Genomic DNA, 21076 nt, shown 5'->3' on the forward strand with positions numbered 1-21076 from the left:
CGGACGACGTGGTGATCGCACCGCTGCCGACCGTGCAGAACGCCTTCACCGGCTTCGGCCCGGTCAGCCAGATCCTCGTGCGTCGGTCCGGCCGACTTCCCACTCCGCCGCAGTGGCTCCCCAGCAGTGGCGGTGCGGCGGCGGACAGGCCGGCTCCATCCCCCCCGGGGCTGCCGGATGGCTGGGGATGCCTGGGAACCTCCTGGGAGTTCGGCCAACGGTTGGGCGGGGGGTGGGCAAGGTGAGGGCTGGGGGCGGGTGGATCATGCCGGAACGCCCGGATTCGGCCGGTCAGGGTTCTCCCAGGCCGCGCCCAGAGTGCCGCAAGAGCGTCCGGCGAAGCTGTGCGCCATGAAGGTGCTTCCGCGACGGCGTGGTGCCGTCCTCCTGAACTCCGCACTGGGCGTGGCCCTGGTGGGCGCCGTGGCCCTGGCGTACACCACGTTGGACAGCGGGACGGAGAAGGCGGCCGGCAAGGCCCAGGTCCGAACCGCGACCGTGGCGAAGGGCACGGTCCTGGCCACCGTGTCCGGAACCGGCACGCTCGCCTCGCCGACCGACGCCGCCCAGGACTTCACCACCGGCGGGAAGCTGACCGCCGTCAAGGTCGCGGTGGGCGACACCGTGACCAAGGGACAGGTGCTGGCCACCGTCGACACCACGGCGGCCCAGCAACAGGTGGACGCCGCCCAGTCGGCGCTGACCACGGCCAACGCCAACCTGACCAAGGCGCAGGCCGGTGTCACCACCACGACCACCCAGCAGATCCCGGGCAGCTCGAACAAGTCCTCCAGCGGCTCCGGCGGCTCGTCCAACGACTCCACCGGCGGCGGCACCGGTGGCGGGGAACGGGGAGCGGGCGCGAGCAGCGCGCCCGCTCCCCAGACCACCCCCGTCCCGCAGACCACCACGATCACCACCATCAAGGTGGACGAGGCGGCCGTGGCCCAGGCCCAGCAGCAGGTCGCCACCGCGCAGACCAACCTGGCCAACGCCCAGGCGGCGCTGGCCGGTACGACGCTCACCGCCTCGGTGGACGGCACGGTCGCGTCCGTCTCCAACAAGGTCGGCGACACGCTGGGCGGCGGTACCGGGAGCGGCGGCACCGGGAGCACCGCCAAGTCCACCGGGGCCACCACCGGCTCCGGTGCCCCGAGCGGCTTCATCGTGCTGACCAACCCGACCGGGATGCAGGTCACCGCCAACTTCTCCGAGCTGGACTCGCTCAAGCTCAAGAAGGGCGAGTCGGCCACCGTCGCGCTGAACGCGCAGTCCGACACCAAGCTCAACGCCACCGTGCTGTCCGTCAGTTCGCTGCCGGTGAGCAGTGGCGGCAGCGGCGGCGCGGCCGCCGTCCAGTACGCGGCGACGCTGCAGATCACCGGTGACACCAGCAAGCTGCGGACCGGCCTCAGCGCGACCGTCTCGGTGGTCACCGGCGAGGCCGACAACGCGCTCTCGCTGCCCACCGCCGCCCTGGCGGGCACCGGCACCAGCCGGACGGCGACCCTGGTGCAGCCGGACGGCTCCAGCGAGCGGGTCACCGTCGAGGTCGGCGTCGAGGGGGACACCACCGTGCAGGTGGTCTCCGGGCTGAAGGAGGGCGACAAGGTCGAACTCGCCACCACCAGCGGGACCAACGGCTTCCCGAACGGGTCCTTCCCGGGCCTGACCGGCGGCCAGGGCAATCGCGGCGGCACGGGAGCCGGCGGCGCGGCCGGCGTGGCAGGCGTCGGCGCGGCCGCCGGCGGCGGCACCGGCCGGGGCGGGAACCGCTGATGGGGCGCAGGACCGCCCCCGCGCCCCAGAGCACGGCGGCGGCGCCCCCGGTCATCCAGATCCGCCGGCTCACCAAGTCCTACGGCCACGGCGACGCCACCGTGCACGCGCTGCGCGGCCCGTCCGACCCGGCCACCGGCGAGCCGCTGGGCGTCGACCTGGACATCGAGCAGGGCGACTTCGTCGCGGTGATGGGCAGTTCGGGCTCCGGCAAGTCCACCCTGATGAACATCCTCGGCTGCCTGGACGTACCGACCGCCGGGCGCTACCTGCTGGACGGCATCGACGTCGGACACCTGGACGAGCAGCAGCTCTCGCTGGTCCGCAACCGCAAGATCGGTTTCATCTTCCAGTCCTTCAACCTCGTCCCCCGCACCACCGCGCTCGCCCAGGTCGAGCTGCCGCTCGCCTACGCGGGCGTGCGCAGCGCCGAGCGCCGGCGCCGGGCGCTGGCCGCGCTCTCCCTGGTCGGCCTCGCCGAGCGCTCCGGGCACCGGCCGAACGAGCTCTCCGGCGGCCAGCAGCAGCGCGTCGCGGTGGCCCGGGCGCTGGTCACCGCGCCCGCGATGCTGCTCGCCGACGAGCCCACCGGCAACCTGGACAGCCGCTCCACCGACGAGGTGCTGGCCCTGATCGACGGCCTCAACGCGACCGGCCGCACGGTGGTGCTGATCACCCACGAGGACGAGGTCGCCCGGCACGCGAAGCGGGTGATCCGGCTGGTCGACGGCGCGGTCGTCAGCGACGTCCGGCAGGCTCCGGTGGAGGGCCCGCCGCCCGCCCTGCTCGCGGCCGCCGACCTCCAGGGGGTGCTCGCATGATCCTCTGGCAGATGCTCCGGTTCGCCGTCGGCGGCCTGGCCGCCAACAAGGTGCGCTCCGCCCTGACCATGCTGGGCGTACTGATCGGCGTGGCCTCGGTGATCCTGCTGCTCGCGGTCGGCAACGGCTCCTCGGTGGCGGTCAAGGAGTCGATCACCTCGCTCGGCACCAACTCGCTGACGGTCACCGCCGGGTCCTCCTTCGGCGGCTCGCGCACCGCCTCCACCGCCAAGAAGCTCACGGTCGCCGACGCCAGGGCACTGGCGAGCGACCCGGAGGCGACCTCGATCAAGTCCGTCGCGCCGGTGGTCACCGCCAGCGGCACCGCGCTGTACGGGGACATCTCCTACAGCCCCGGCTCGATCGTCGGCACCTACCCCGCGTACTTCGAGACCGCCAACCTGAAGATCGGCCGGGGCGAGTACTTCACGGCCGACGACGTGCTCGGCTCCCGCAAGGTCGCGGTGCTCGGCGCCACCACCGCCAAGCAGCTGTTCGCCACCACCGACCCGGTCGGCAGGGCGATCACCGTCGGCGGCACCCCGCTCACCGTGGTCGGCGTGCTCCAGGCCAAGGGCGGCACCGGCTTCACCGACCCGGACGACGTGGTGATCGCACCGCTGCCGACCGTGCAGAACGCCTTCACCGGCTTCGGCCCGGTCAGCCAGATCCTCGTGCAGGCCACCTCCGCCGAGACCACCACGGCCGCCCAGGCCGAGGTCACCCGGGTGCTGCTCGGCACCCACGCGATCGCCGACCCGAGCAAGGCGGACTTCCGGATCGGCAACCAGGCCTCGCTGCTCACGGCCCGGGAGTCGACCACCAAGACCTTCACCGTGCTGCTCGGCGCGGTGGCCGCGATCTCGCTGCTGGTCGGCGGGATCGGCATCACCAACATCATGCTGGTCACCGTCACCGAGCGGACCAGGGAGATCGGCATCCGCAAGGCGCTCGGCGCCCCGCGCGTGGCGATCCTCGGGCAGTTCCTCGTCGAGTCCACCCTGCTGTCGGTGATCGGGGCCGGACTCGGGGTGCTGGCCGGTCTCGCCGGATCGCACTTCTCCGTCGTCGGCATCAAGCCGGTGGTGATCCCCGAGTCGGTGCTCGGCGCGTTCGGCATCGCCGTCGCCATCGGCCTGTTCTTCGGCAGCTACCCCGCCAACCGGGCCGCCTCGCTGCGCCCGATCGACGCCCTCCGCCACGAGTGACCAAGGACCCGCAGACCATGAGCAACGAGATCGAGCCGCGCACCCCCGCCGAGCAGGTGGTCCTGCTCTCCACCGCGCCGGACGTCCGGGACGTCACCGCCGAGCTGGCCGCGCCACCGCGCCGCCGGCTGCCGTGGCCGACCCTCGTCCTGGCCGGCGCCGTGCTCGCCACGGCGGCCTTCGCGGGCGGCGTCTGGTACCAGCAGGGCCACGGCTCCACCGGCTCCGGCAAGTCGGCCGCGGCGGGGCAGCAGCCCCGGGCGGCGGCCTCCGGCTTCGGCGGCGGGCAGAACGGCACCCGCCGGGGCGGCCAGGGCACCGGGCAGGGCGCCGGCGCCGGTCAGGGCACGGGTCAGGGTGGCCAGGGCGCGCAGGGCGGCTTCACCCGGGGCACCGTCAAGGCCGTCGACGGCACCACCGTCTACCTGACCGACGCCAACGGCAACACCGTCAAGGTGACCACCGGCGACGCCACCAAGGTCCAGCTCAACAAGGAGGGCAAGGTCACCGACCTGCAGCCCGGTCAGAGCGTCACCGTGGTCGGCACCCCGGCCGCCGACGGCGGGTACGCCGCCACCCAGCTCGTCGAGGGCGCCGCCGGCTTCGGCGCGGGCGGCTTCGGCGGCGGCGCCGGTGGCCGGGGGACCCAGAACCAGACCCAGACGCCTCCCTCCTAGCCCGTCCACGGGTGGGAGGGGGCCTGGCGGCTGACCCCGCAGCCCCCAGGCGCCCGCGCGGCCCGGCCGAACCTCCTCCGGCGGCCGGGCCGCGCGCTGTCCGTGACCGGGTGGCGTGCCGGGCCAGGGGCCGCGCGGTGTCCGTGCCCGCGCGATGTGTCCGTACCCTGGGTCACGCGCGGTCTTCACCCTGGCCGGGAACCGCCGGCCTCCGGCCGGGAACCGACCGCCCCGGTCCGGAACCGCCCGGCCTCCGGCCGGGAACGGCTCCGCGCCGCGGCCGCGCGGCGCCTCCGCCCTGTCCACCGGCTCGTACGCACACCATCCAGCCCGACCGCGCGGGCTCGTTCGCCCAAATCCGCCCGCTAAGGTGTTAATCCAACATTCATCGACGGCGCATAGCCTCCCCGGGCTAGCCTCAAGCTGAACGCCATCGTCCGACCGGGAGGCGGAACCCCCGTGCAAGGCACTGTGTCCACACCTGGCAGCTCCGCCGTGGCCGGCGGCCCGGGCGAGGCGTTCCTCCTCGTCGTCGACGACGAACCCAACATCCGGGAGCTGCTCTCCGCCTCCCTGCGCTTCTCCGGCTTCCGGGTCGCCTCCGCCGCCAGCGGCACCGAGGCGCTCGAACTGATCGCCGTCGAACGCCCCGACCTCGTCGTCCTCGACGTGATGCTGCCCGACCTGGACGGCTTCACCGTGGTCGAGCGGCTGCGCGAGCAGACCACCCGGGGCCAGATAGCCGGGCCCGCCCACGGCCACCCCGGCGACCACCTGCCGGTGCTCTTCCTGACTGCCAAGGACGGCGTCGGCGACAAGGTCCAGGGCCTGGCCGCCGGCGCGGACGACTACGTCACCAAGCCGTTCAGCCTGGAGGAGCTGATCGCCCGGATCCGGGCCATCCTGCGCCGGGCCGGCGGCCCCGCCGAGGACGGCCGGCTGGTCGTCGCCGACCTCACGCTGGACCCGATCGCCCACGAGGTCACCCGCGGCGGCACCCCGGTCGCGCTCTCGCCGACCGAGTTCAAGCTGCTGCACTACCTGATGGCCAACGTCGGCCGGGTGGTCTCCAAGGCGCAGATCCTCGACCACGTCTGGGCCTACGACTTCGGCGGGGACCTCTCCATCGTCGAGTCCTACATCTCCTACCTGCGCCGCAAGCTCGACTCCGGCCCCGCGCACGGTCCCAAGCTGATCCACACCGTCCGCGGCATCGGCTACGCGCTGCGCCGGCCGCCGCAGAGCTGACCGCCCCCCGTGTTGCCCCGCTTCTCGCTGCGCGTCCGGCTGCTCGTCCTCGTCCTCGCCCTGGTCACCACCGGGCTCGCGGTCAGTGACGCCGTCGTGCTCGGCACCGTCCGGATGCAGCTGGTGGAGCGGCTCGACGACCAGTTGCAGCGCTTCGCCGAACCGCTCTCGCACCGCGCCCCCGGCCGGACGACCTGGCCGGAGAGCCGGCAGCCCTCGGTCGGCGGGAGGCGGCCCGCGGCGGCGCTGCCCAGCCAGTACCTGGTCCAGTACCTCTCGGCGGACGGCAAGGTCCAGCAGGTGGTGCGCCAGCCGGTCTCCGAGAACGACCCGGCGCCGCAGCTGGCCGGTCTCGACCCGGCGGCCGCCGCCCCGGACACCCCCTTCGACCTGCCCGACCAGCGCGGCCAGCGCAGCTGGCGCACACTCGTCCTGCCGCTCCAGCGGCCGCCCGCCCTCGGCCCCGCTCCCCCCAGCGCCTTCGCCGTGCCGACCCCCACCCCCGCGTACCTGATGGTCGCGGTCTCCCGGGAGGACATCGACGCCACCGTCGCCCGGCTGCGCACCTCCTTCCTGGCGATCGGTGGCGCGGTGCTGGTGCTGATCGCGGCCCTCGGCTTCTTCGCCGTCCGGGCCGGGATGCGGCCGCTGCGCCGGATCGAGGAGGGCGCCGAGCGGATCGCCTCCGGCGAGCTGTCGCACCGGATGCCCGAGCTCGCCACCCGCACCGAGGTCGGCCGGCTGTCCGCCGCCCTCAACGCGATGCTCACCCAGATCGAGGCCGCGTTCGCCGCCCGGGCCGAGTCCGAGGCACGGATGCGGCGGTTCGTCGCCGACGCCTCGCACGAGCTGCGGACCCCGCTGGCCGGCATCCGAGGCTTCGCCGAGCTGTACCGGATGGGGGCGCTGCCCACCGAGGCGGACGTCAAGCGGACGATGTTCCGGATCGAGAGCGAGGCCGTCCGGATGGGCGCCCTGGTCGAGGACCTGCTGGTGCTCGCGCGGCTCGACGAGGAACGCCCGCTCGACCTCGCGCCGATGGACCTGCGCACCCTCGCCGCGGACGCCCTGCACGACCTCACCGCCCTCGACCCGTCCCGCCCGGTCGCCCTCACCGGTCCGTCCGGCACCGGCGCGCCCGGCCCCGCACCGGTGCTCGGCGACGAGGCGAGGCTGCGTCAGGTGGTCACCAACCTGGTCGGCAACGCCGTCAAGCACACCCCGCCCGGCACCCCGGTGCGGATCGGCGTCGGCACCGCCGAGGGCCTCTGCCTGTTGGAGGTCGCCGACTCCGGTCCCGGCCTCACCGAGGAGCAGGCCGTCCGGGTGTTCCACCGCTTCTACCGGGTGGACGCCTCGCGCAGCCGCCACGACGGCGGCGGCGCCGGCCTCGGCCTCGCCATCGCCACCGCGCTCACCCACGCCCACGGCGGCACCCTCACCCTCCACACCGCCCCCGGCACCGGCGCCACCTTCCGCGTGGAGATCCCCCACCAGCGCTGAAACCGCCCGTTCGGGTGAACCGCCCTGGTTCTCTCCGCCCGGTCTCCGGTCGTGTGCGACCGTACGGCTGCGGCTTGATGCGGATCGCGCGAGCCGACCGCACTGGACGGGAAGAGGTGTCTCAATCACCGCGCTCGTAGCCGAGGAGACCGTCGTGGACCTGGACCAGGCGCTGTGGCAGGTGTGGAAGGAGATGGACGTCCCTGAGGGCATCAGGGCGGAGATCATCGAGGGAGCCATCGAGATGTCGCCCACCCGCGGGCACCGCCGTTTCAGCGTCAACCGGCGGGTGAGTCGGGCCCTGGACAGGTATCTGGGAGGCGGCGGCTATGGCCCCGCCCAGGACGGCAACGTGATCGCCGGGCTCAAGGTGCTGGCCCCGGACGTTTTCGTGGCGCCCGACGACGTGGACGAGATCGAGCACCCCGAGGGCCTTGGGGTGCTCGCCTCCGGAGTGGTCCTGGTGGTCGAGACCGTCTCCCCCGGCAGTGCGGCCCGCCGCCGTGATCTCGTCCTCAAGCCCCGCGCCTACGCGACCGCCGGCATTCCGGTGTACGTGATCATCGACGACTTCGACGACGGCGGCGCCGTCACCGTCCTGACCGGCCCCGACATCGAGCGCGGTGCCTACGCCCGTTCGGTCCGGACGCCGTACGGGGAGGAGGCGTTCGTGCCGGAGGGGCCGGTGAAGGGGTTCGTGATCGGGCCGGAGATCACCGGCGGGCGGCGGGGGTGACGCCGTCCTCCAGCAGCTCCCGGGCCAGCAGGCCGGCCTGGAAGCGGGAGGTGGCGCCGAGGGTCGTCATCAGGTCGGCGACCCGGCGGCGGTAGGTGCGCAGCGAGAGGCCGAGCAGGCGGGCGCCGGTCTCGTCGGTGTGGCCGGTCGCGAGGGCGCTCAGGATCTGCCGGGCCTGCTCGGTGAGGTGCGGCGGCCGGGCGCAGTCGGCGAGGTCGGTGGCGGTCTCCCAGGCGGCGCGGAACAGCGAGCGCACGCCGTCGACGACCTCCGGCGACTGCACCACGGTGTACGTCCGCACGCCGCGCACGGGGGCGCCGGCCAGGATCGCGGTGCGCCGGTCGATGATGATCGCCTCGCGCGCGAGCGGTCCGTCGCTGATCCGGACCTCGATGCCGGTGCCGGCGATCCTCACCAGCCGCCGGTGCGACTCCGGATCGGCCAGGGCACGCCGGGTGTACAGCTTGCGCATGGTGAGCCCGGGGACGAGGTGCGGTCGCTTGCCCTCCGCGAAGGCGGCGTTGACGCCCGACGACCAGGTCAGCAGGTCGGTGGCGGCGACCAGGAACTCCTCACGCGAGGCGACGAAGAGGTGGCCGGCCCGCTGGACGAGCTCCCGCTCGCCGTGCAGGGTGATGATCGGGTCGGTGCTCATGGCAGCAACATGCCAGATCGGTCGGGCGACGGGCGAGCCGGGCGGAGGCTTACCGACATGACGACCACCTCCCACGCCTCGGCCGCCGGCTCCCTCCTGCTCGGCGGCGACCTGCCGATCGCCCGGATGGGCTTCGGCGCGATGAAGCTGCCCGCCCGCGACTGGGACGGCCCGGCCTGCGACCCCGTGCGGAGCCTCGCCGTGCTGCGCCGGGCGGTCGAGCTCGGTGTCGACCACATCGACACCGCCTGGTTCTACTTCCACGAGGACGTCTCGGCGAACGGCCTGATCCGCGAGGCCCTACACCCGTACCGCGACGGCCTGGTGATCGCCACCAAGGTGGGCCCCGGCCGCAACCCCGACGGCAGCTGGCTGGAGCCGGCCGGTCCGGCGGAGCTGCGCGCGGCCGTCCACCGCAACCTGCGTGAGCTGGGGGTGGACCGGCTCGACCTGGTCTACCTGCGGCGGATGCCCAGCCTGCGGTCGATCGCGACGTCCTTCGCGGCGCTGGCGGAGCTGCGGGAGGAGGGGCTGATCCGGCACCTCGGGGTCAGCAACGTGGACGCGGCCCAGCTCGCCGAGGCCGAGGCGATCGCACCGGTGGCCGCCGTGCAGAACCGGTTCAGCGTGCTGGAGCACTCGGCGGAGGACGCGGCGCTGCTGGCGGACTGCACCGCGCGGGGCATCGCCTTCGTGCCGTTCTTCCCGCTCGGCGGCTCCGGGGTGCCCGAGGACCCGGCGCTCCAGCGGGTGGCCGAGCGGCATGGCGCCACCCGGGCGCAGGTGATGGTGGCCTGGCTGCTGGCGGCCTCCCCCTCGATCCTGGCCATCCCGGGCACCTCCTCGCCGGTCCATCTGGAGGAGAACGTCGCGGCCGCCTCGCTGCGGCTGGGCGCCGAGGACCTGGCGGAGCTGGCGGCACTCGCGGCGCCGGTCCGGCCGTGATCCCCGCGTGGGCGAAGCGGTATGACGGTCCGACCGATCCGACCGATCCGACCGATCCGACCGATCCGACCGATCCGACCGTCCGACCGGTCCGACCGGTCCGGCGGGGGCTGGTCGGCGGGTGCCGCCGCGGCCTAGGATCCCGGTACGGCATCGCGTGTCGGTCACCGTCCGGGTGAGGCATGGAGGTAGCCCGTGAGTGCCTTACGGAGGCATTCGAAGCATGACAGTCCAGCTCGATCACACCATCGTTCACGCCCGGGACAACCGGGAATCCGCCGCCTTCCTGGCGGCCATCCTCGGCCTTGAGGTCGGGACGGCCTGGGGTCCGTTCGTCCCGGTCGCCACGGGCAACGGGGTGACCCTCGACTTCGCGTCCGTCCCGGCGGAGGCGATCGCCCCGCAGCACTACGCCTTCCTCGTCTCCGACGAGGAGTTCGACGCCGCCTTCGCCCGGATCGAGGCGGGCGGCATCGCCTACTACGCCGACCCGCAGCTGAAACTGCCCGGCGAGATCAACCGCCACCACGGCGGCCGGGGGCTGTACTTCTTCGACCCGGCCGGCCACGGCATGGAGATCATCACCCGCCCCTACGGCAGCCGCTAGGCGCCGGGCCCGTGCCCGGCCGGGTCACCACCCGGCCGGGCACGGTCGCGCGTGCCGCGGCGATGGGCCGAATGTCAAGCGCCGGATCGTCCAAGATCGTTCCGTGAGTCGCCCGGGCGCTCGTTGTGGCAGGCCAGGGCCGGTCCGCAGACTGTGCGCACGGCATCGCCGGTCAATCCCACCCCGCCTGCAAACCACTCGTAAGCATGATGGATACTGGCCCTTGTGAACGTGTTCACGTTCACAAGCGGACAAGCTTGCACGGGTACGCAGCGGTCTACAGCTATAGATGAAGTTTGTCCGGAAAGTGACCTTCGAGGTCGGGTCGGAGAGAGGGCGACGTGGAACTGGCAATCGCTCACGAAACCATCGCGCGTTGGCAATTCGGCATCACCACCGTCTACCACTTCCTCTTCGTACCGCTCACCATCAGCCTGGCCGCCATCGTGGCCGGACTGGAGACCGCCTGGGTCCGGACGGACAAGGAGAAGTACTTCCACGCCACGAAGTTCTGGGGGAAGCTCTTCCTGATCAACATCGCGATGGGCGTGGTCACCGGCATCGTCCAGGAGTTCCAGTTCGGGATGAACTGGTCGGACTACTCCCGCTTCGTCGGTGACGTCTTCGGCGCCCCGCTCGCGATGGAGGCGCTGATCGCCTTCTTCTTCGAGTCGACCTTCATCGGGCTCTGGATCTTCGGCTGGGACAAGCTGCCGAGGAAGCTGCACTGCGCCTGCATGTGGATGGTCTCGCTCGGAACCGTGCTCTCCGCCTACTTCATCCTGGCGGCCAACTCCTGGATGCAGCACCCGGTCGGCTACTCGGTCGACCCGGTCACCGGGAAGGCGCAGCTCACCGACATCGCCCGGGTGCTGTTCCAGGACACCACCGTCACCGTCGTCCTGCACACCCTGACCGCCGCCTTCCTCACCGGCGCGGCCTTCATGGTCGGCATCGCCTCCTTCCACCTCTGGAAGGCCAAGCGCCGGCCGGAGGCCGCCGACCCCAAGCGGGTCGCGGTGATGCGGACCTCGCTGCGCCTCGGCCTGGTCCTCGCGGTGGTCTTCGGTCTCGGCACCGCGCTCAGCGGCGACTCGCTCGCCAAGGTGATGTTCCGCCAGCAGCCGATGAAGATGGCCGCCGCCGAGGCGCTCTGGGACAGCCAGGCCCCGGCGCCGTTCTCGGTCTTCGCGGTCGGCGACGTCGGCAAGGGCCACAACTCGGTCGAGCTGGAGATCCCCGGGATACTCTCCTTCCTCGCCAACAGCGACTTCAGCTCCTCCGTCCCCGGCATCAACGACACCGCCAACGCCGAGGCCGCCCGGTACGGCGGGGATCCGAAGGACTACATCCCGAGCATCTTCGTCACCTACTGGGGCTTCCGCCTCATGATCGGCTTCGGGATGACCTCCTTCGTGGCGGGCGTGGTCGGGCTCTGGACCACCCGGCGGAAGTGGCTGCTGGCACCGGAGTTCCGCACCGGCGACACCGAGGTGCCGAGACTGATGCTGCTGCCGAAGCGCGAACTCGGCCCGGCCCTCACCAAGTGGAGCTGGCGGATCGGCATCCTCACCATGGGGTTCCCGCTGATCGCCAACAGCTTCGGCTGGATCTTCACCGAGATGGGCCGCCAGCCGTGGGCCGTCTTCGGGCTGATGACCACCGCGAGCGCGGTGTCGCCCAACGTCGGCATCGGGACCCAGATCGGGGCCCTGACCACCTTCACCGCGCTGTACGCGATCCTCGCCGTCATCGAGGTGCGGCTGCTGGTCAAGTACGCCAAGGCCGGGCCGGTCACCTCCGAGCGGCCGCCCACCGAGGACCCGACGCTGCGCGGCCCGTCCCCGGACGAGGACGCGGACAAGCCGCTCGCCTTCGCCTACTGAGCCCGGGCCCCCACCCGAGCCACCGGGCCCGCCCGGTTCACCGAGCCCCACCGCGGACTACCGAGGACTACTGAGGATCCGACATGCAACTCCACGACGTCTGGTTCGTCCTGATCGCCGTCCTGTGGATCGGCTACTTCTTCCTTGAGGGCTTCGACTTCGGCATCGGCATCCTCACCAAGCCGCTGGCCCGCTCCACCGCCGAGCGGCGGGTGCTGATCAACACCATCGGCCCGGTCTGGGACGGCAACGAGGTCTGGCTGCTCACCGCCGGCGGCGCCACCTTCGCGGCCTTCCCGGACTGGTACGCGACGCTGTTCAGCGGCTTCTACATCCCGCTGCTGGTGATCCTGGTCTGCCTGATCGTGCGCGGGGTCGCCTTCGAGTACCGGGCCAAGCGCTCCGACGCGCGCTGGCAGCGGAACTGGGAGGAGGCCATCTTCTGGACGTCACTGCTCCCGGCCTTCCTCTGGGGCGTGGCCTTCGCCAACATCGTCCGCGGCGTCGACATCGACGCGCAGAAGAACGTCGTCGGCGGCTTCTGGGACCTGCTCAACCCGTACGCGCTGCTCGGCGGACTGGTCACGCTCACCCTCTTCACCTTCCACGGCGCGGTGTTCGCCGCACTGAAGACGGTCGGGGAGATCCGCGACCGGGCCCGTGCCCTGGCGCTGCGACTCGGCCTGGTGACGGCGGTGCTGGCACTGGCCTTCCTGCTCTGGACCCAGGCCGACCACGGCAACGGCTGGAGCCTCGCGGTCCTGGCCGTCGCGGTGCTGGCCCTGGTCGGCGCCCTGGTGGCCAACCAACTGGCCCGCGAGGGCTGGGCGTTCGTCCTCTCCGGGGCGACCATCGTGGCAGCGGTCGCGATGCTCTTCCTCTCGCTGTTCCCGGACGTGATGCCGTCCACCCTGAACCCGGAGTGGAGCCTGACCGTCACCAACGCCGCCTCCTCGCCGTACACGCTGAAGCTGATGACGATCGTCGCGGCCGTCTTCACCCCGCTCGTACTGCTCTACCAGGGCTGGACGTACTGGGTCTTCCGCAAGCGGATCGGCGTCCAGCACATCCCCGGGCACGACCCGGCCGCCGCGCTCGACCAGGGCTGAGCCGTGAAGCCCGTCGACCCCCGACTGCTCGGGTACGCCCGCACCACCCGCGCCTTCCTCGCCGGATCGGTCCTGCTCGGCGGGGCGGGGGCGGCCCTGGTGGTCGCCCAGGCGAGCCTGATCGCCGAGATCGTCGTCCGCGGCTTCCAGCAGCGGGCCGGCCTCGACGAGCTGACCGCGCCGCTGCTCTGGCTGGCGCTGACGGCGGTCGGCCGCGGGCTGGTCGGCTGGCTCACCGAACTCACCGCGCACCGCTCGGTGGCCCGGGTGAAGTCCACCCTGCGGCGCCGGCTGCTCGACCACGCCACCGCGCTCGGCCCGGCCCACCTGGCGGGCCGGCGCACCGGCGAACTCACCACCCTCGCCACCCGGGGCGTCGACGCGCTCGACGACTACTTCGCCCGCTACCTGCCGCAACTGGCGCTCGCCGTGGTCGTCCCGGTGATCGTGCTGCTGCGGGTCGTCGGCGCCGACCTCACCTCGGCCGCGATCATCGCCGGGACGCTGCCGCTGATCCCGCTCTTCATGGCGCTGATCGGGATGGCCACCCAGAGCCGGATGGACCGGCAGTGGGAGACCCTCTCGCGGCTCTCGCACCACTTCCTGGACGTGGTCGCCGGCCTGCCCACGCTCAAGGTGTTCAACCGGGCCCGTACCCAGGCCGCCACCGTCGCCAGGATCACCGCCGACTACCGCCGGGCCACCCTGCGCACCCTGCGGATCGCCTTCATCTCCTCGTTCGCCCTGGAGCTGCTCTCCACCCTGTCGGTGGCGCTGGTCGCGGTCTCGATCGGCTTCCGGCTGGTGGACGGCACGCTCGACCTGGAGACCGGGCTGCTGATCCTGATCCTGGCGCCCGAGGTCTACTTCCCGATCCGCCAGGTCGGCGCGCTGTACCACTCCAGCGTGGAGGGGCTGACCGCGGCCGACGAGCTCTTCGCGGTGCTGGAGACCCCGCTGCCGCCGGCCGGGACCGTCCCCGCCCCCGCGCTCGCCGGCGCCGTCGTCGAGGCCGAGGGCCTCACGGTGCTGCACACCGGCCGGAGCGCACCGGCGCTGGACGCCGCCGGGCTGACCCTGCGGCCGGGCACCACCACCGCGCTCACCGGCCCGAGCGGGGCCGGGAAGTCGACCCTGCTCGCCGTCCTGCTCGGCCTCACCGTGCCGGACGCGGGCAGCGTCCGGATCACCGCCGCCGACGGGCGGACGTACCGGCTGGACGAGCTGGAGCCGGCGAGCTGGCACCGGCAGATCGCCTGGGTGCCGCAGCACCCGCACCTGTTCGCCGGCACCGTCGCCGAGAACCTGCGGCTCTACCGGCCCGGCGCCGGCGAGGACGAGCTGTGGGCGGCGCTGGGGTCCGCGCACGCGCGGGACTTCGTGCGGCGGCTGCCGCACGGGCTCGCCACCGTGCTCGGGGAGGACGGCGCCGGCCTGTCGGCGGGCCAGCGCCAGCGGCTGGCGCTCGCCCGGGTACTGCTCGCCGACGACCGGCCGCTGGTGCTGCTGGACGAGCCGACCGCCGGCCTGGACGGCGCCTCGGAGGCGGCCGTGGTGGACGCCGTCCGGGTGCTGAGCGCCGATCCGGCGCGCACCGTGCTGCTGGTCGCGCACCGGCCGGCGCTGCTGGCGGTGGCCGACCGGCTGGTCCGGCTGGAGGGGCCGCCGGTGCCCGCGGGCACCGCCGCGCCACCCCGGCCCGCGCACGACGGGCGGCCGGTTCCGGCCGCCGACACCCTGCCGGAGGAGCCCGCCGGAGCGGCGACCGTACGGCCCCGGCTGGCGCTCTCCGTCCTGCTCGGCGCGCTCGCGCTCGGCTGCGCGGTGGCGCTGATGGCCACCTCCGGCTACCTCATCTCCTACGCCTCCGAGATGCCGCCGGTGCTCTACCTGATGATGGCCGTCACCTCGGTGCGGGCCTTCGGCATCGGGCGCAGCGTGTTCCGCTACGCCGAGCGGCTGGTCTCGCACGACGCCGTGCTGCGCACCCTCGGCACCCTGCGGGCCGCCGTGTACCGCCGGCTGACCGTGCTGGCCCCGGCCGGGCTGCCGGCCTTCCGGCGCGGGGACCTGCTCTCCCGGCTGGTCGCCGACGTCGACGCCGTCCAGGACCACCACCTGCGCTGGCGGCTGCCGGCGGCGGTGGCCGCGGTGGTGTCTTCGGCCGCGACGGCGGCGATGGCCGCCTTCCTGCCCGCGGCCGGCCTGGTCCTCGGGCTGGGGCTGCTGCTGGCCGGGGCGGTGGTGCCCGCGCTGGCCGCCCGCTGGTCGGCCGGTGCCGAGCGGCGGCAGGCCCCGGCCCGCGGCCGGCTGGCCACCGCCGTCGTCGACACCCTCACCGGAACGGCCGAACTCACGGTGGCCGGGGCGCTGCCGGGCCGGCTGGCCGCCGTCCGGTCCGCCGACGCCGCGCTGACCGGGCTGGCCGCCCGCTCGGCCGCCACCACCGCGCTCGGCACCGGGCTGATCGCGCTGCTCACCGGGCTGACGGTGGCCGCCGCCGCGGCCGTCGGCATCCGGGGTGTGCAGAGCGGCGCGCTGGCGCCGGTCTGCCTGGCGGTGGTCGTGCTGACCCCGCTGGCGGCCTTCGAGGCCGTCACCGGGATGCCGCTCGCCGTCCAGGCCCGCCGGCGCAGCCGGACCGCCTCGGCCCGGCTGGCCGAGGTGCTGGACGCGCCCGCCCCGGTCACCGAGCCCGCCGCCCCGGCGGCCCTGCCCGGGCAGCCGCTGCCGATCACCGTCCGCGGGCTGACCGTCCGCCACCCCGGACAGGAGGCGGACGCGCTGGTCGGCCTCGACCTGGAGCTCGCCGCCGGCCGCCGGATCGCCGTGGTCGGCCCGTCCGGCTCGGGCAAGACCACGCTCGCCCAGGCGCTGCTGCGCTTCCTGGAGCCGGCCGCGGGCCGGATCACGTTCGCCGACGGCCGTCCACAGGCTGTGGACAGTCGGGAGCTGGCCGGGGACGACGTCCGCCGGGTGATCGGGCTCTGCGCCCAGGACGCGTACGTCTTCGACAGCTCGCTGCGGGAGAACCTGCGGCTGGCCCGGCCCTCGGCCGACGAGCGGGAGCTGCGCGCCGCGCTCGCCGCCGCCCGGCTGCTGGACTGGACGGACACCCTCCCGGCGGGCCTCGACACCATGGTCGGGGAGCACGGCGCCCGGCTCTCGGGCGGCCAGCGCCAGCGGCTCGCGCTCGCCCGGGCGCTCCTGGCCGACTTCCCGGTGCTCGTGTTGGACGAGCCCGCCGAGCACCTCGACCTGCCCACCGCCGACGCGCTCACCGCCGACCTGCTCGCCGCCACGGCCGGCCGGAGCACCGTGCTGATCACCCACCGACTGGCCGGCCTCGACGACGGCTCCGTCGACGAGGTCCTGGTCCTGGACGGCGGCCGGGTGGTCGAACGCGGCACCTGGTCGGAGCTGGTCGCGGAGCCGGGCGGCCGGCTGCGGGCGATGTGGGAGCGCGAGCGCGCGGCGGACGGCCCGGTGGCGGTGGGCACCGCCGCAGCCGGTCGCCCGCCGGTGGTCGCGCCGACCTTCGGCTGAAAACCGTACAAACTACGCTCGACACCATGGACCCCACGCCAGACCTGCCACCCCCCGCCGCTCCCGACCCGGCGCCCCACCGGGTGCCCGAGATCTCCTCGCTCGGGCTGGACACGCTGGTCACCGAGGTGGCGGAGCGGCTGCAGTCGGCGGCCGCCGTCACCGACCGGATGCAGCGGCTGCTGGAGGCCGTCGTGTCGGTCGGCGCCGGGCTGGACCTGCACGCGACGCTGCACCGGATCGCCACCGGCGCCGCCGAGCTGGTGGACGCCCGGTACGCCGCGCTCGGCGTGATCGCACCGGGCGGCCACGGCCTGGCGGACTTCATCCACGTCGGCGTGGACGACGAGACCGCCGCCGCGATCGGCGAGCTGCCGGCCGGCCGGGGCATCCTCGGCGCCCTGATCGACCGGCCCGAGCCGCTGCGCCTGACCGACCTGGCGACCGACCCGCGCTCCTCCGGGTTCCCGCCGGAGCACCCGGCGATGAAGACCTTCCTCGGCGAGCCGATCCGGATCCGTGACGAGGTGTTCGGCAACCTCTACCTCACCGAGAAGCAGGGCGGCGGCGCCTTCACCCCCGAGGACGAGCAGGTGGTGCACGCGCTCGCCGCGGCCGCCGGCGTCGCGATCGAGAACTCCCGGCTGTACGAGGAGGGGCGGCGGCGCGAGCGGTGGATCGCGGGCGCGGCCGCCGTCACCACGGCGCTGCTCTCCGCCGACGAGGCCGAGGTCGCGCTGACCGTCGCGGCCGAGCAGGTGCGCGAGCTGGCGGACGCGGCGCTCGGCATGATCCTGCTGCCGACCGTGGACGGCGAGGGCGACGGCCAGATGCGGGTGGCGCACGCCTCCGGCGAGGCCGCGGAGTTCGTCCAGGGCGAGCTGCTGCCGAAGGAGAGCTTCGGGGCCCGGCTCCTCCAGGGCGACAGCGTCTACCTCGACGACATGTCCAGCGACCCGACCGTGGTGATCCGCCTGGCGCGCAGCTTCGGCCCGTCGATGGCGGTGCCGATGGTCGCCGCCGGCCGGGTGCTCGGAGGGCTCTGCGTCTGGCGCCCGCGCGGCGCGGTGCCGTTCACCGACACCGAGAAGCAGCTCGCCGAGACCTTCGCCTCGCAGGCCGCGCTGGCCCTGCGGCTCGCCGAGGGACAGCGGGACCAGCAGCGCCTCGCCGTCTTCCAGGACCGCGACCGGATCGCCCGCGACCTGCACGACCTGGTGATCCAGCGGCTGTTCGCCACCGGGATGATGCTGGAGAGCGCCGCCCGGCGCGCGGTCGTGCCCGAGGTGAAGGTCGGCATCGGGAACGCGGTGGACGAGCTGGACGCCACCATCCAGGAGGTCCGCACCACCATCTACGCGCTCCAGCACGACAACCACGGCGACGCGCCGGACACCCTGCGGACGCGGGTGCTGCGGGAGGGCAGCCAGGCCGCCGCGGCGCTCGGCTTCAAGCCCTCGGTGACCTTCACGGGCCCGGTGGAGAGCCTGGTCGGCGAGAAGACCGGCCGTCAACTGCTGGCCGCGCTGCGCGAGATGCTCTCCAACACGGCCCGGCACGCACGGGCCTCGCGGGTCGGCGTGGAGGTCGACGCCACCGTGCACCTGGACGACGAGGGACGCCCGGTGAGCGGTGACCCGGAGTCACTCGACCGGGCCGGGCGTCCCGGGGTGCTGCTGACCGTGACGGACGACGGCGTCGGCATCCCCCCCGGCGGCCGCCGCAGCGGTCTGCGCAACCTCACCCGACGGGCCGAGGTGCTCGGCGGGGACGCCTGGCACGAGCCCGGTCCGTACGGAAAGGGGACGCGGGTGCGCTGGACCGCGCGGCTCTGAGTCTTCGCGCGCTGTCGAACGGTCTGTGCCGGTCAAGGGAGTTCGGTGAGGGGGCCGGGCGTGTGGTTGGTGTGCAGTCGGTGAATGTTTAACGAGGGAGAACTTCGCGGCCAACGGAGCAAGTTGTGCATTTCCTTCCCTTCCGGCGTGCTCGTGTGCACACATAGCTTTACTCCCGTCTCGGAGGGAACCGGACTGGGGGAGCAGTGGACGCGTCGAACCGCGGTCACACCGCAGCAGGTGCAGGGCGTGGGGGATTCCGGGTGGAACGGGCACCGGACGGGCGTTACCGCTGGCAGCTGAAGGCTCCCAACGGCCGGGTCGTCGCGGTCACCGCGGCCGGATACGAGACGGCCGCGGACGCCGAGCGCGGCTTCGACGGGTTACGCGCCGGCGCCGACGCCCTGGTCGCCCGGATCACCCATGTCCGCGACGGCATCGGCTGGGTCTGGGTCGTCCCCGGTTCGCGCCTGCTCCCCGAGGTGCGCTCCAGCCGCGCCTACGAGCGGTACGCGACCTGCCAGAACGCCTTCCGCCGGTTCGTGGTGCTGCTCGCCAAGCAGCCCGCCCTCGAACTCCCGGAACGCGCGGCACCGTTGAGACGCTCCGATGCCCGCCGCTGAGCGGCGCGGTCCGCGCCTGCTGATCGTGCCCGCCGCCGACCGGTGCCTCGGCTGGTCGCTGCGCGCCGCCAACGGGAGACAGCTCGGCGTCGGCGTCCGCACCTATCGCAGCGAGAACGAACTCGCCGACGCGGTCAGAGAGTTGATCATCGAGCGGGCCGCCCTGCGGTGTACCGTCGGGCAGTCCGAGGCCCGGCTCTGGGTCTGGACCGCCCAGCTGCCGGTGCGCAGCACCCGGCCCGGCGTGGTCGAGGCCGGCCCGATCGCCCGCAGCGCCCGCGGCTACCTCCGGCGCGACCAGTGCCAGGCGGGCGTCGACGGCTTCCTGGCCGGGCTCCAGTGGATCGGCCAGGAGCTGCGCAGAACCGGCCGGGACGCCCGCCGGCCCTGGTAGTACCCTCGCCCGGTGCGCGGCGCCCTGACGGCCCCCGCGGATGGCGCCTCGTCAGACCCCCGTTCCGGCCGGCCGGGATGCCGTGCGTCCCGCCGTCCGCGCCCGGCGAGCCCGGCCCCGGCGCTGGCCCCGTCCGCGCCCGTTCCCCCCGGTCCGGTGAAGCGCAGGTTTCCGGCAACCCCCCGAGCCGCCACCTGGAGAAGAACGTCATCGGCCTCCGACCTGCGGCTTTCCACTCCGCTGCGGCCGGGCTGACCAGTCACTAAACCTGTCCGAACCGATGAGTCGACAATCGCCGGCCGCCGCTGACGGCCCTTCCGGGGGAACAGCCCGTCCCGACAGGATCAGCTCTGCCGGAGCGGCCACCGCGGATGTGGCCACCGGCCCCGGACCCCCAACCAGGGCCCGGGCAAGCGATGCACCTCTCTCCCACCGGAGGAACAGGAACATGCGCAAGACCGCTGCCAAGCTGCTCGCCGTCGCCGCCATCGCCACCTCGCTCGCCACCGTCGCCACCGTCGCCGCCGGCACCGCCAGCGCGGACCCGAGCGTGACGCCGGCCGCCCAGGACATCGTGAGCGCGGGCTCCGACACCACGCAGGCCGTGTCGACCCGGCTCTCGACCGACTACAACGCCTACCTGACGAGCATCGGCGACACCACCTCGCCGCGCTACTACAGCTGGGACGCCACGGGCTCGACGAACATCACGCTGAAGTCGGGCGCCTCCTCGATCGTCCGCCCGAACGGCTCCGGCGCCGGCATCACCGAGCTGAACACCTCCGGCTCCGCGCTGGACGTGGCCCGCTCCTCGCGTGCCCCGAAGTCCACCGACCCGGCGTCGGACATCTTCGTCGCGTTCGCCAAGGACGCGGTGACCTGGTCCGCCAACTCCGGCGGCCACGCCCCGGCGAGCCTGACCGCCGCCCAGCTCAAGGGCATCTACGACTGCTCCATCACCAACTGGACGCAGATCAACGCCTCGCTGACCAACGCCACGATCAAGCCCTGGCTGCCGCAGGCGAGCTCCGGCACCCGCGCCTTCTTCCTGACCGCGATCGGCAACCCGACCGTGGGCAGCTGCGTCCAGGACGGCCCGGAGGAGAACGAGGGCGTCGACACCCGCCTGGCCGGCGCCGACACCGTCTTCCCGTACTCGGTGGCCTCGTACCTGTCCCAGACCGTGGGCGGCCACTCCACCCCGACCTCCGCCCCGGGCAGCCTGACCCTGCGCAACGTCGGCACCCTGGTGCCGGTCAACACCACCACCAACACCATCAACGCCCCTTTCGCCGCCTCGGCGTTCGGCCGCGTGGTCTACAACGTCGTCCGTGACGCCGAGTGGACCGCCACCAACGCCCACGGCACCGCGCTGCGCGCGATCTTCGGCCCCTCGGGCTGGATCTGCTCCAACGGCACCAACGACATCAAGAGCTACGGCTTCCTGCCCCTCCCGGCGGCGGCCTGCGGCAGCACCACCCACAGCTGATCACACCCGCTGATC

17 protein-coding genes are annotated in these 21076 nt (G+C 73.5%); 16 read left to right on the forward strand and 1 reads right to left on the reverse strand.

The window, feature by feature from the left end; translation table 11 throughout:
* Positions 1-351: 351 nt before the first annotated feature.
* The 7 genes from ABZ495_RS31685 to ABZ495_RS31715 all read left to right on the forward strand — a co-directional run bounded on the left by ABZ495_RS31685 (position 352) and on the right by ABZ495_RS31715 (position 7972).
* Positions 352-1779 (forward strand): biotin/lipoyl-binding protein, encoded by a 1428-nt coding sequence (locus ABZ495_RS31685; protein WP_359839304.1) that lies wholly within the window; start codon positions 352-354, stop codon positions 1777-1779.
* A complete protein-coding gene (locus ABZ495_RS31690; protein ID WP_359839306.1) occupies positions 1779-2600 on the forward strand; it encodes an ABC transporter ATP-binding protein in 822 nt (273 codons plus the stop codon). The genes ABZ495_RS31685 and ABZ495_RS31690 overlap by 1 nt, the downstream gene beginning before the upstream one ends.
* Complete coding sequence (locus ABZ495_RS31695) at positions 2597-3808, forward strand: ABC transporter permease (RefSeq protein ID WP_329488895.1); 1212 nt, start codon at positions 2597-2599, stop codon at positions 3806-3808. The genes ABZ495_RS31690 and ABZ495_RS31695 overlap by 4 nt, the downstream gene beginning before the upstream one ends.
* A 17-nt stretch (positions 3809-3825) precedes the next feature.
* Positions 3826-4485, forward strand: a complete 660-nt coding sequence (locus ABZ495_RS31700; RefSeq protein WP_359839308.1) for a hypothetical protein — start codon at positions 3826-3828, stop codon at positions 4483-4485.
* A 495-nt stretch (positions 4486-4980) separates the two neighbouring features.
* The gene (locus ABZ495_RS31705) at positions 4981-5733 is read left to right on the forward strand and encodes a response regulator transcription factor (protein WP_352295224.1); all 753 of its coding nucleotides are present in this window, start codon (positions 4981-4983) and stop codon (positions 5731-5733) included.
* 9 nt (positions 5734-5742) lie between these two features.
* On the forward strand, positions 5743-7236 hold the full coding sequence (locus tag ABZ495_RS31710) for a HAMP domain-containing sensor histidine kinase (RefSeq protein ID WP_359808298.1): 1494 nt from the start codon (positions 5743-5745) through the stop codon (positions 7234-7236).
* Between the two features lie 154 nt (positions 7237-7390).
* Positions 7391-7972 carry a Uma2 family endonuclease gene (locus ABZ495_RS31715; protein ID WP_359839310.1) on the forward strand — a complete coding sequence of 194 codons (582 nt, stop codon included), beginning with the start codon at positions 7391-7393 and terminating at the stop codon, positions 7970-7972.
* Here the strand turns inward: ABZ495_RS31715 and ABZ495_RS31720 are convergent.
* Entirely contained in the window at positions 7950-8627 is a 678-nt protein-coding gene (locus tag ABZ495_RS31720) for a helix-turn-helix transcriptional regulator (RefSeq protein ID WP_359808294.1), read from the reverse strand. The genes ABZ495_RS31715 and ABZ495_RS31720 overlap by 23 nt on opposite strands.
* Before the next feature lie 57 nt (positions 8628-8684).
* Here ABZ495_RS31720 and ABZ495_RS31725 point away from each other — a divergent pair, with 57 nt between their 5' ends.
* From ABZ495_RS31725 to ABZ495_RS31765, 9 genes are all read left to right on the forward strand, one after another.
* Positions 8685-9572, forward strand: coding sequence for an aldo/keto reductase (locus ABZ495_RS31725; protein ID WP_359808293.1), 888 nt, complete (start codon positions 8685-8687; stop codon positions 9570-9572).
* Positions 9573-9795: 223 nt separating this feature from the next.
* Positions 9796-10179: a VOC family protein gene (locus ABZ495_RS31730; protein WP_359839312.1), complete on the forward strand. Its 384-nt coding sequence runs from the start codon at positions 9796-9798 to the stop codon at positions 10177-10179.
* A gap of 341 nt (positions 10180-10520) precedes the next feature.
* The gene (locus ABZ495_RS31735; RefSeq protein WP_359808291.1) at positions 10521-12065 is read left to right on the forward strand and encodes a cytochrome ubiquinol oxidase subunit I; all 1545 of its coding nucleotides are present in this window, start codon (positions 10521-10523) and stop codon (positions 12063-12065) included.
* A gap of 83 nt (positions 12066-12148) precedes the next feature.
* Positions 12149-13174 carry a cytochrome d ubiquinol oxidase subunit II gene (gene cydB / locus ABZ495_RS31740; RefSeq protein ID WP_359839314.1) on the forward strand — a complete coding sequence of 342 codons (1026 nt, stop codon included), beginning with the start codon at positions 12149-12151 and terminating at the stop codon, positions 13172-13174.
* A gap of 3 nt (positions 13175-13177) precedes the next feature.
* Positions 13178-16720 (forward strand): thiol reductant ABC exporter subunit CydD, encoded by a 3543-nt coding sequence (cydD, locus tag ABZ495_RS31745; protein ID WP_359808288.1) that lies wholly within the window; start codon positions 13178-13180, stop codon positions 16718-16720.
* A gap of 170 nt (positions 16721-16890) precedes the next feature.
* Positions 16891-18555 carry a GAF domain-containing protein gene (locus tag ABZ495_RS31750; protein WP_359808325.1) on the forward strand — a complete coding sequence of 555 codons (1665 nt, stop codon included), beginning with the start codon at positions 16891-16893 and terminating at the stop codon, positions 18553-18555.
* Positions 18556-18818: 263 nt separating this feature from the next.
* Positions 18819-19178 (forward strand): DUF1508 domain-containing protein, encoded by a 360-nt coding sequence (locus tag ABZ495_RS31755; RefSeq protein WP_359808286.1) that lies wholly within the window; start codon positions 18819-18821, stop codon positions 19176-19178.
* The gene (locus tag ABZ495_RS31760) at positions 19165-19572 is read left to right on the forward strand and encodes a hypothetical protein (protein WP_359808284.1); all 408 of its coding nucleotides are present in this window, start codon (positions 19165-19167) and stop codon (positions 19570-19572) included. The genes ABZ495_RS31755 and ABZ495_RS31760 overlap by 14 nt, the downstream gene beginning before the upstream one ends.
* Before the next feature lie 448 nt (positions 19573-20020).
* Entirely contained in the window at positions 20021-21061 is a 1041-nt protein-coding gene (locus tag ABZ495_RS31765) for a substrate-binding domain-containing protein (protein ID WP_359839316.1), read from the forward strand.
* Positions 21062-21076 lie beyond the last annotated feature (15 nt).

This window comes from Kitasatospora sp. NPDC005748, assembly GCF_040630735.1.
Taxonomy (GTDB): domain Bacteria; phylum Actinomycetota; class Actinomycetes; order Streptomycetales; family Streptomycetaceae; genus Kitasatospora.

Bases quoted from the DNA above. Each gene is read 5' to 3' on its own strand.
- ABZ495_RS31685 (WP_359839304.1), top strand. From the start codon at position 352: ATGAAGGTGCTTCCGCGACGGCGTGGTGCCGTCCTCCTGAACTCCGCA.
- ABZ495_RS31690 (WP_359839306.1), top strand. From the start codon at position 1,779: ATGGGGCGCAGGACCGCCCCCGCGCCCCAGAGCACGGCGGCGGCGCCC.
- ABZ495_RS31695 (WP_329488895.1), top strand. From the start codon at position 2,597: ATGATCCTCTGGCAGATGCTCCGGTTCGCCGTCGGCGGCCTGGCCGCC.
- ABZ495_RS31700 (WP_359839308.1), top strand. From the start codon at position 3,826: ATGAGCAACGAGATCGAGCCGCGCACCCCCGCCGAGCAGGTGGTCCTG.
- ABZ495_RS31720 (WP_359808294.1), bottom strand. From the start codon at position 8,627: ATGAGCACCGACCCGATCATCACCCTGCACGGCGAGCGGGAGCTCGTC.
- ABZ495_RS31725 (WP_359808293.1), top strand. From the start codon at position 8,685: ATGACGACCACCTCCCACGCCTCGGCCGCCGGCTCCCTCCTGCTCGGC.
- ABZ495_RS31730 (WP_359839312.1), top strand. From the start codon at position 9,796: ATGACAGTCCAGCTCGATCACACCATCGTTCACGCCCGGGACAACCGG.
- cydB (WP_359839314.1), top strand. From the start codon at position 12,149: ATGCAACTCCACGACGTCTGGTTCGTCCTGATCGCCGTCCTGTGGATC.
- ABZ495_RS31750 (WP_359808325.1), top strand. From the start codon at position 16,891: ATGCAGCGGCTGCTGGAGGCCGTCGTGTCGGTCGGCGCCGGGCTGGAC.
- ABZ495_RS31760 (WP_359808284.1), top strand. From the start codon at position 19,165: ATGCCCGCCGCTGAGCGGCGCGGTCCGCGCCTGCTGATCGTGCCCGCC.
- ABZ495_RS31765 (WP_359839316.1), top strand. From the start codon at position 20,021: ATGCGCAAGACCGCTGCCAAGCTGCTCGCCGTCGCCGCCATCGCCACC.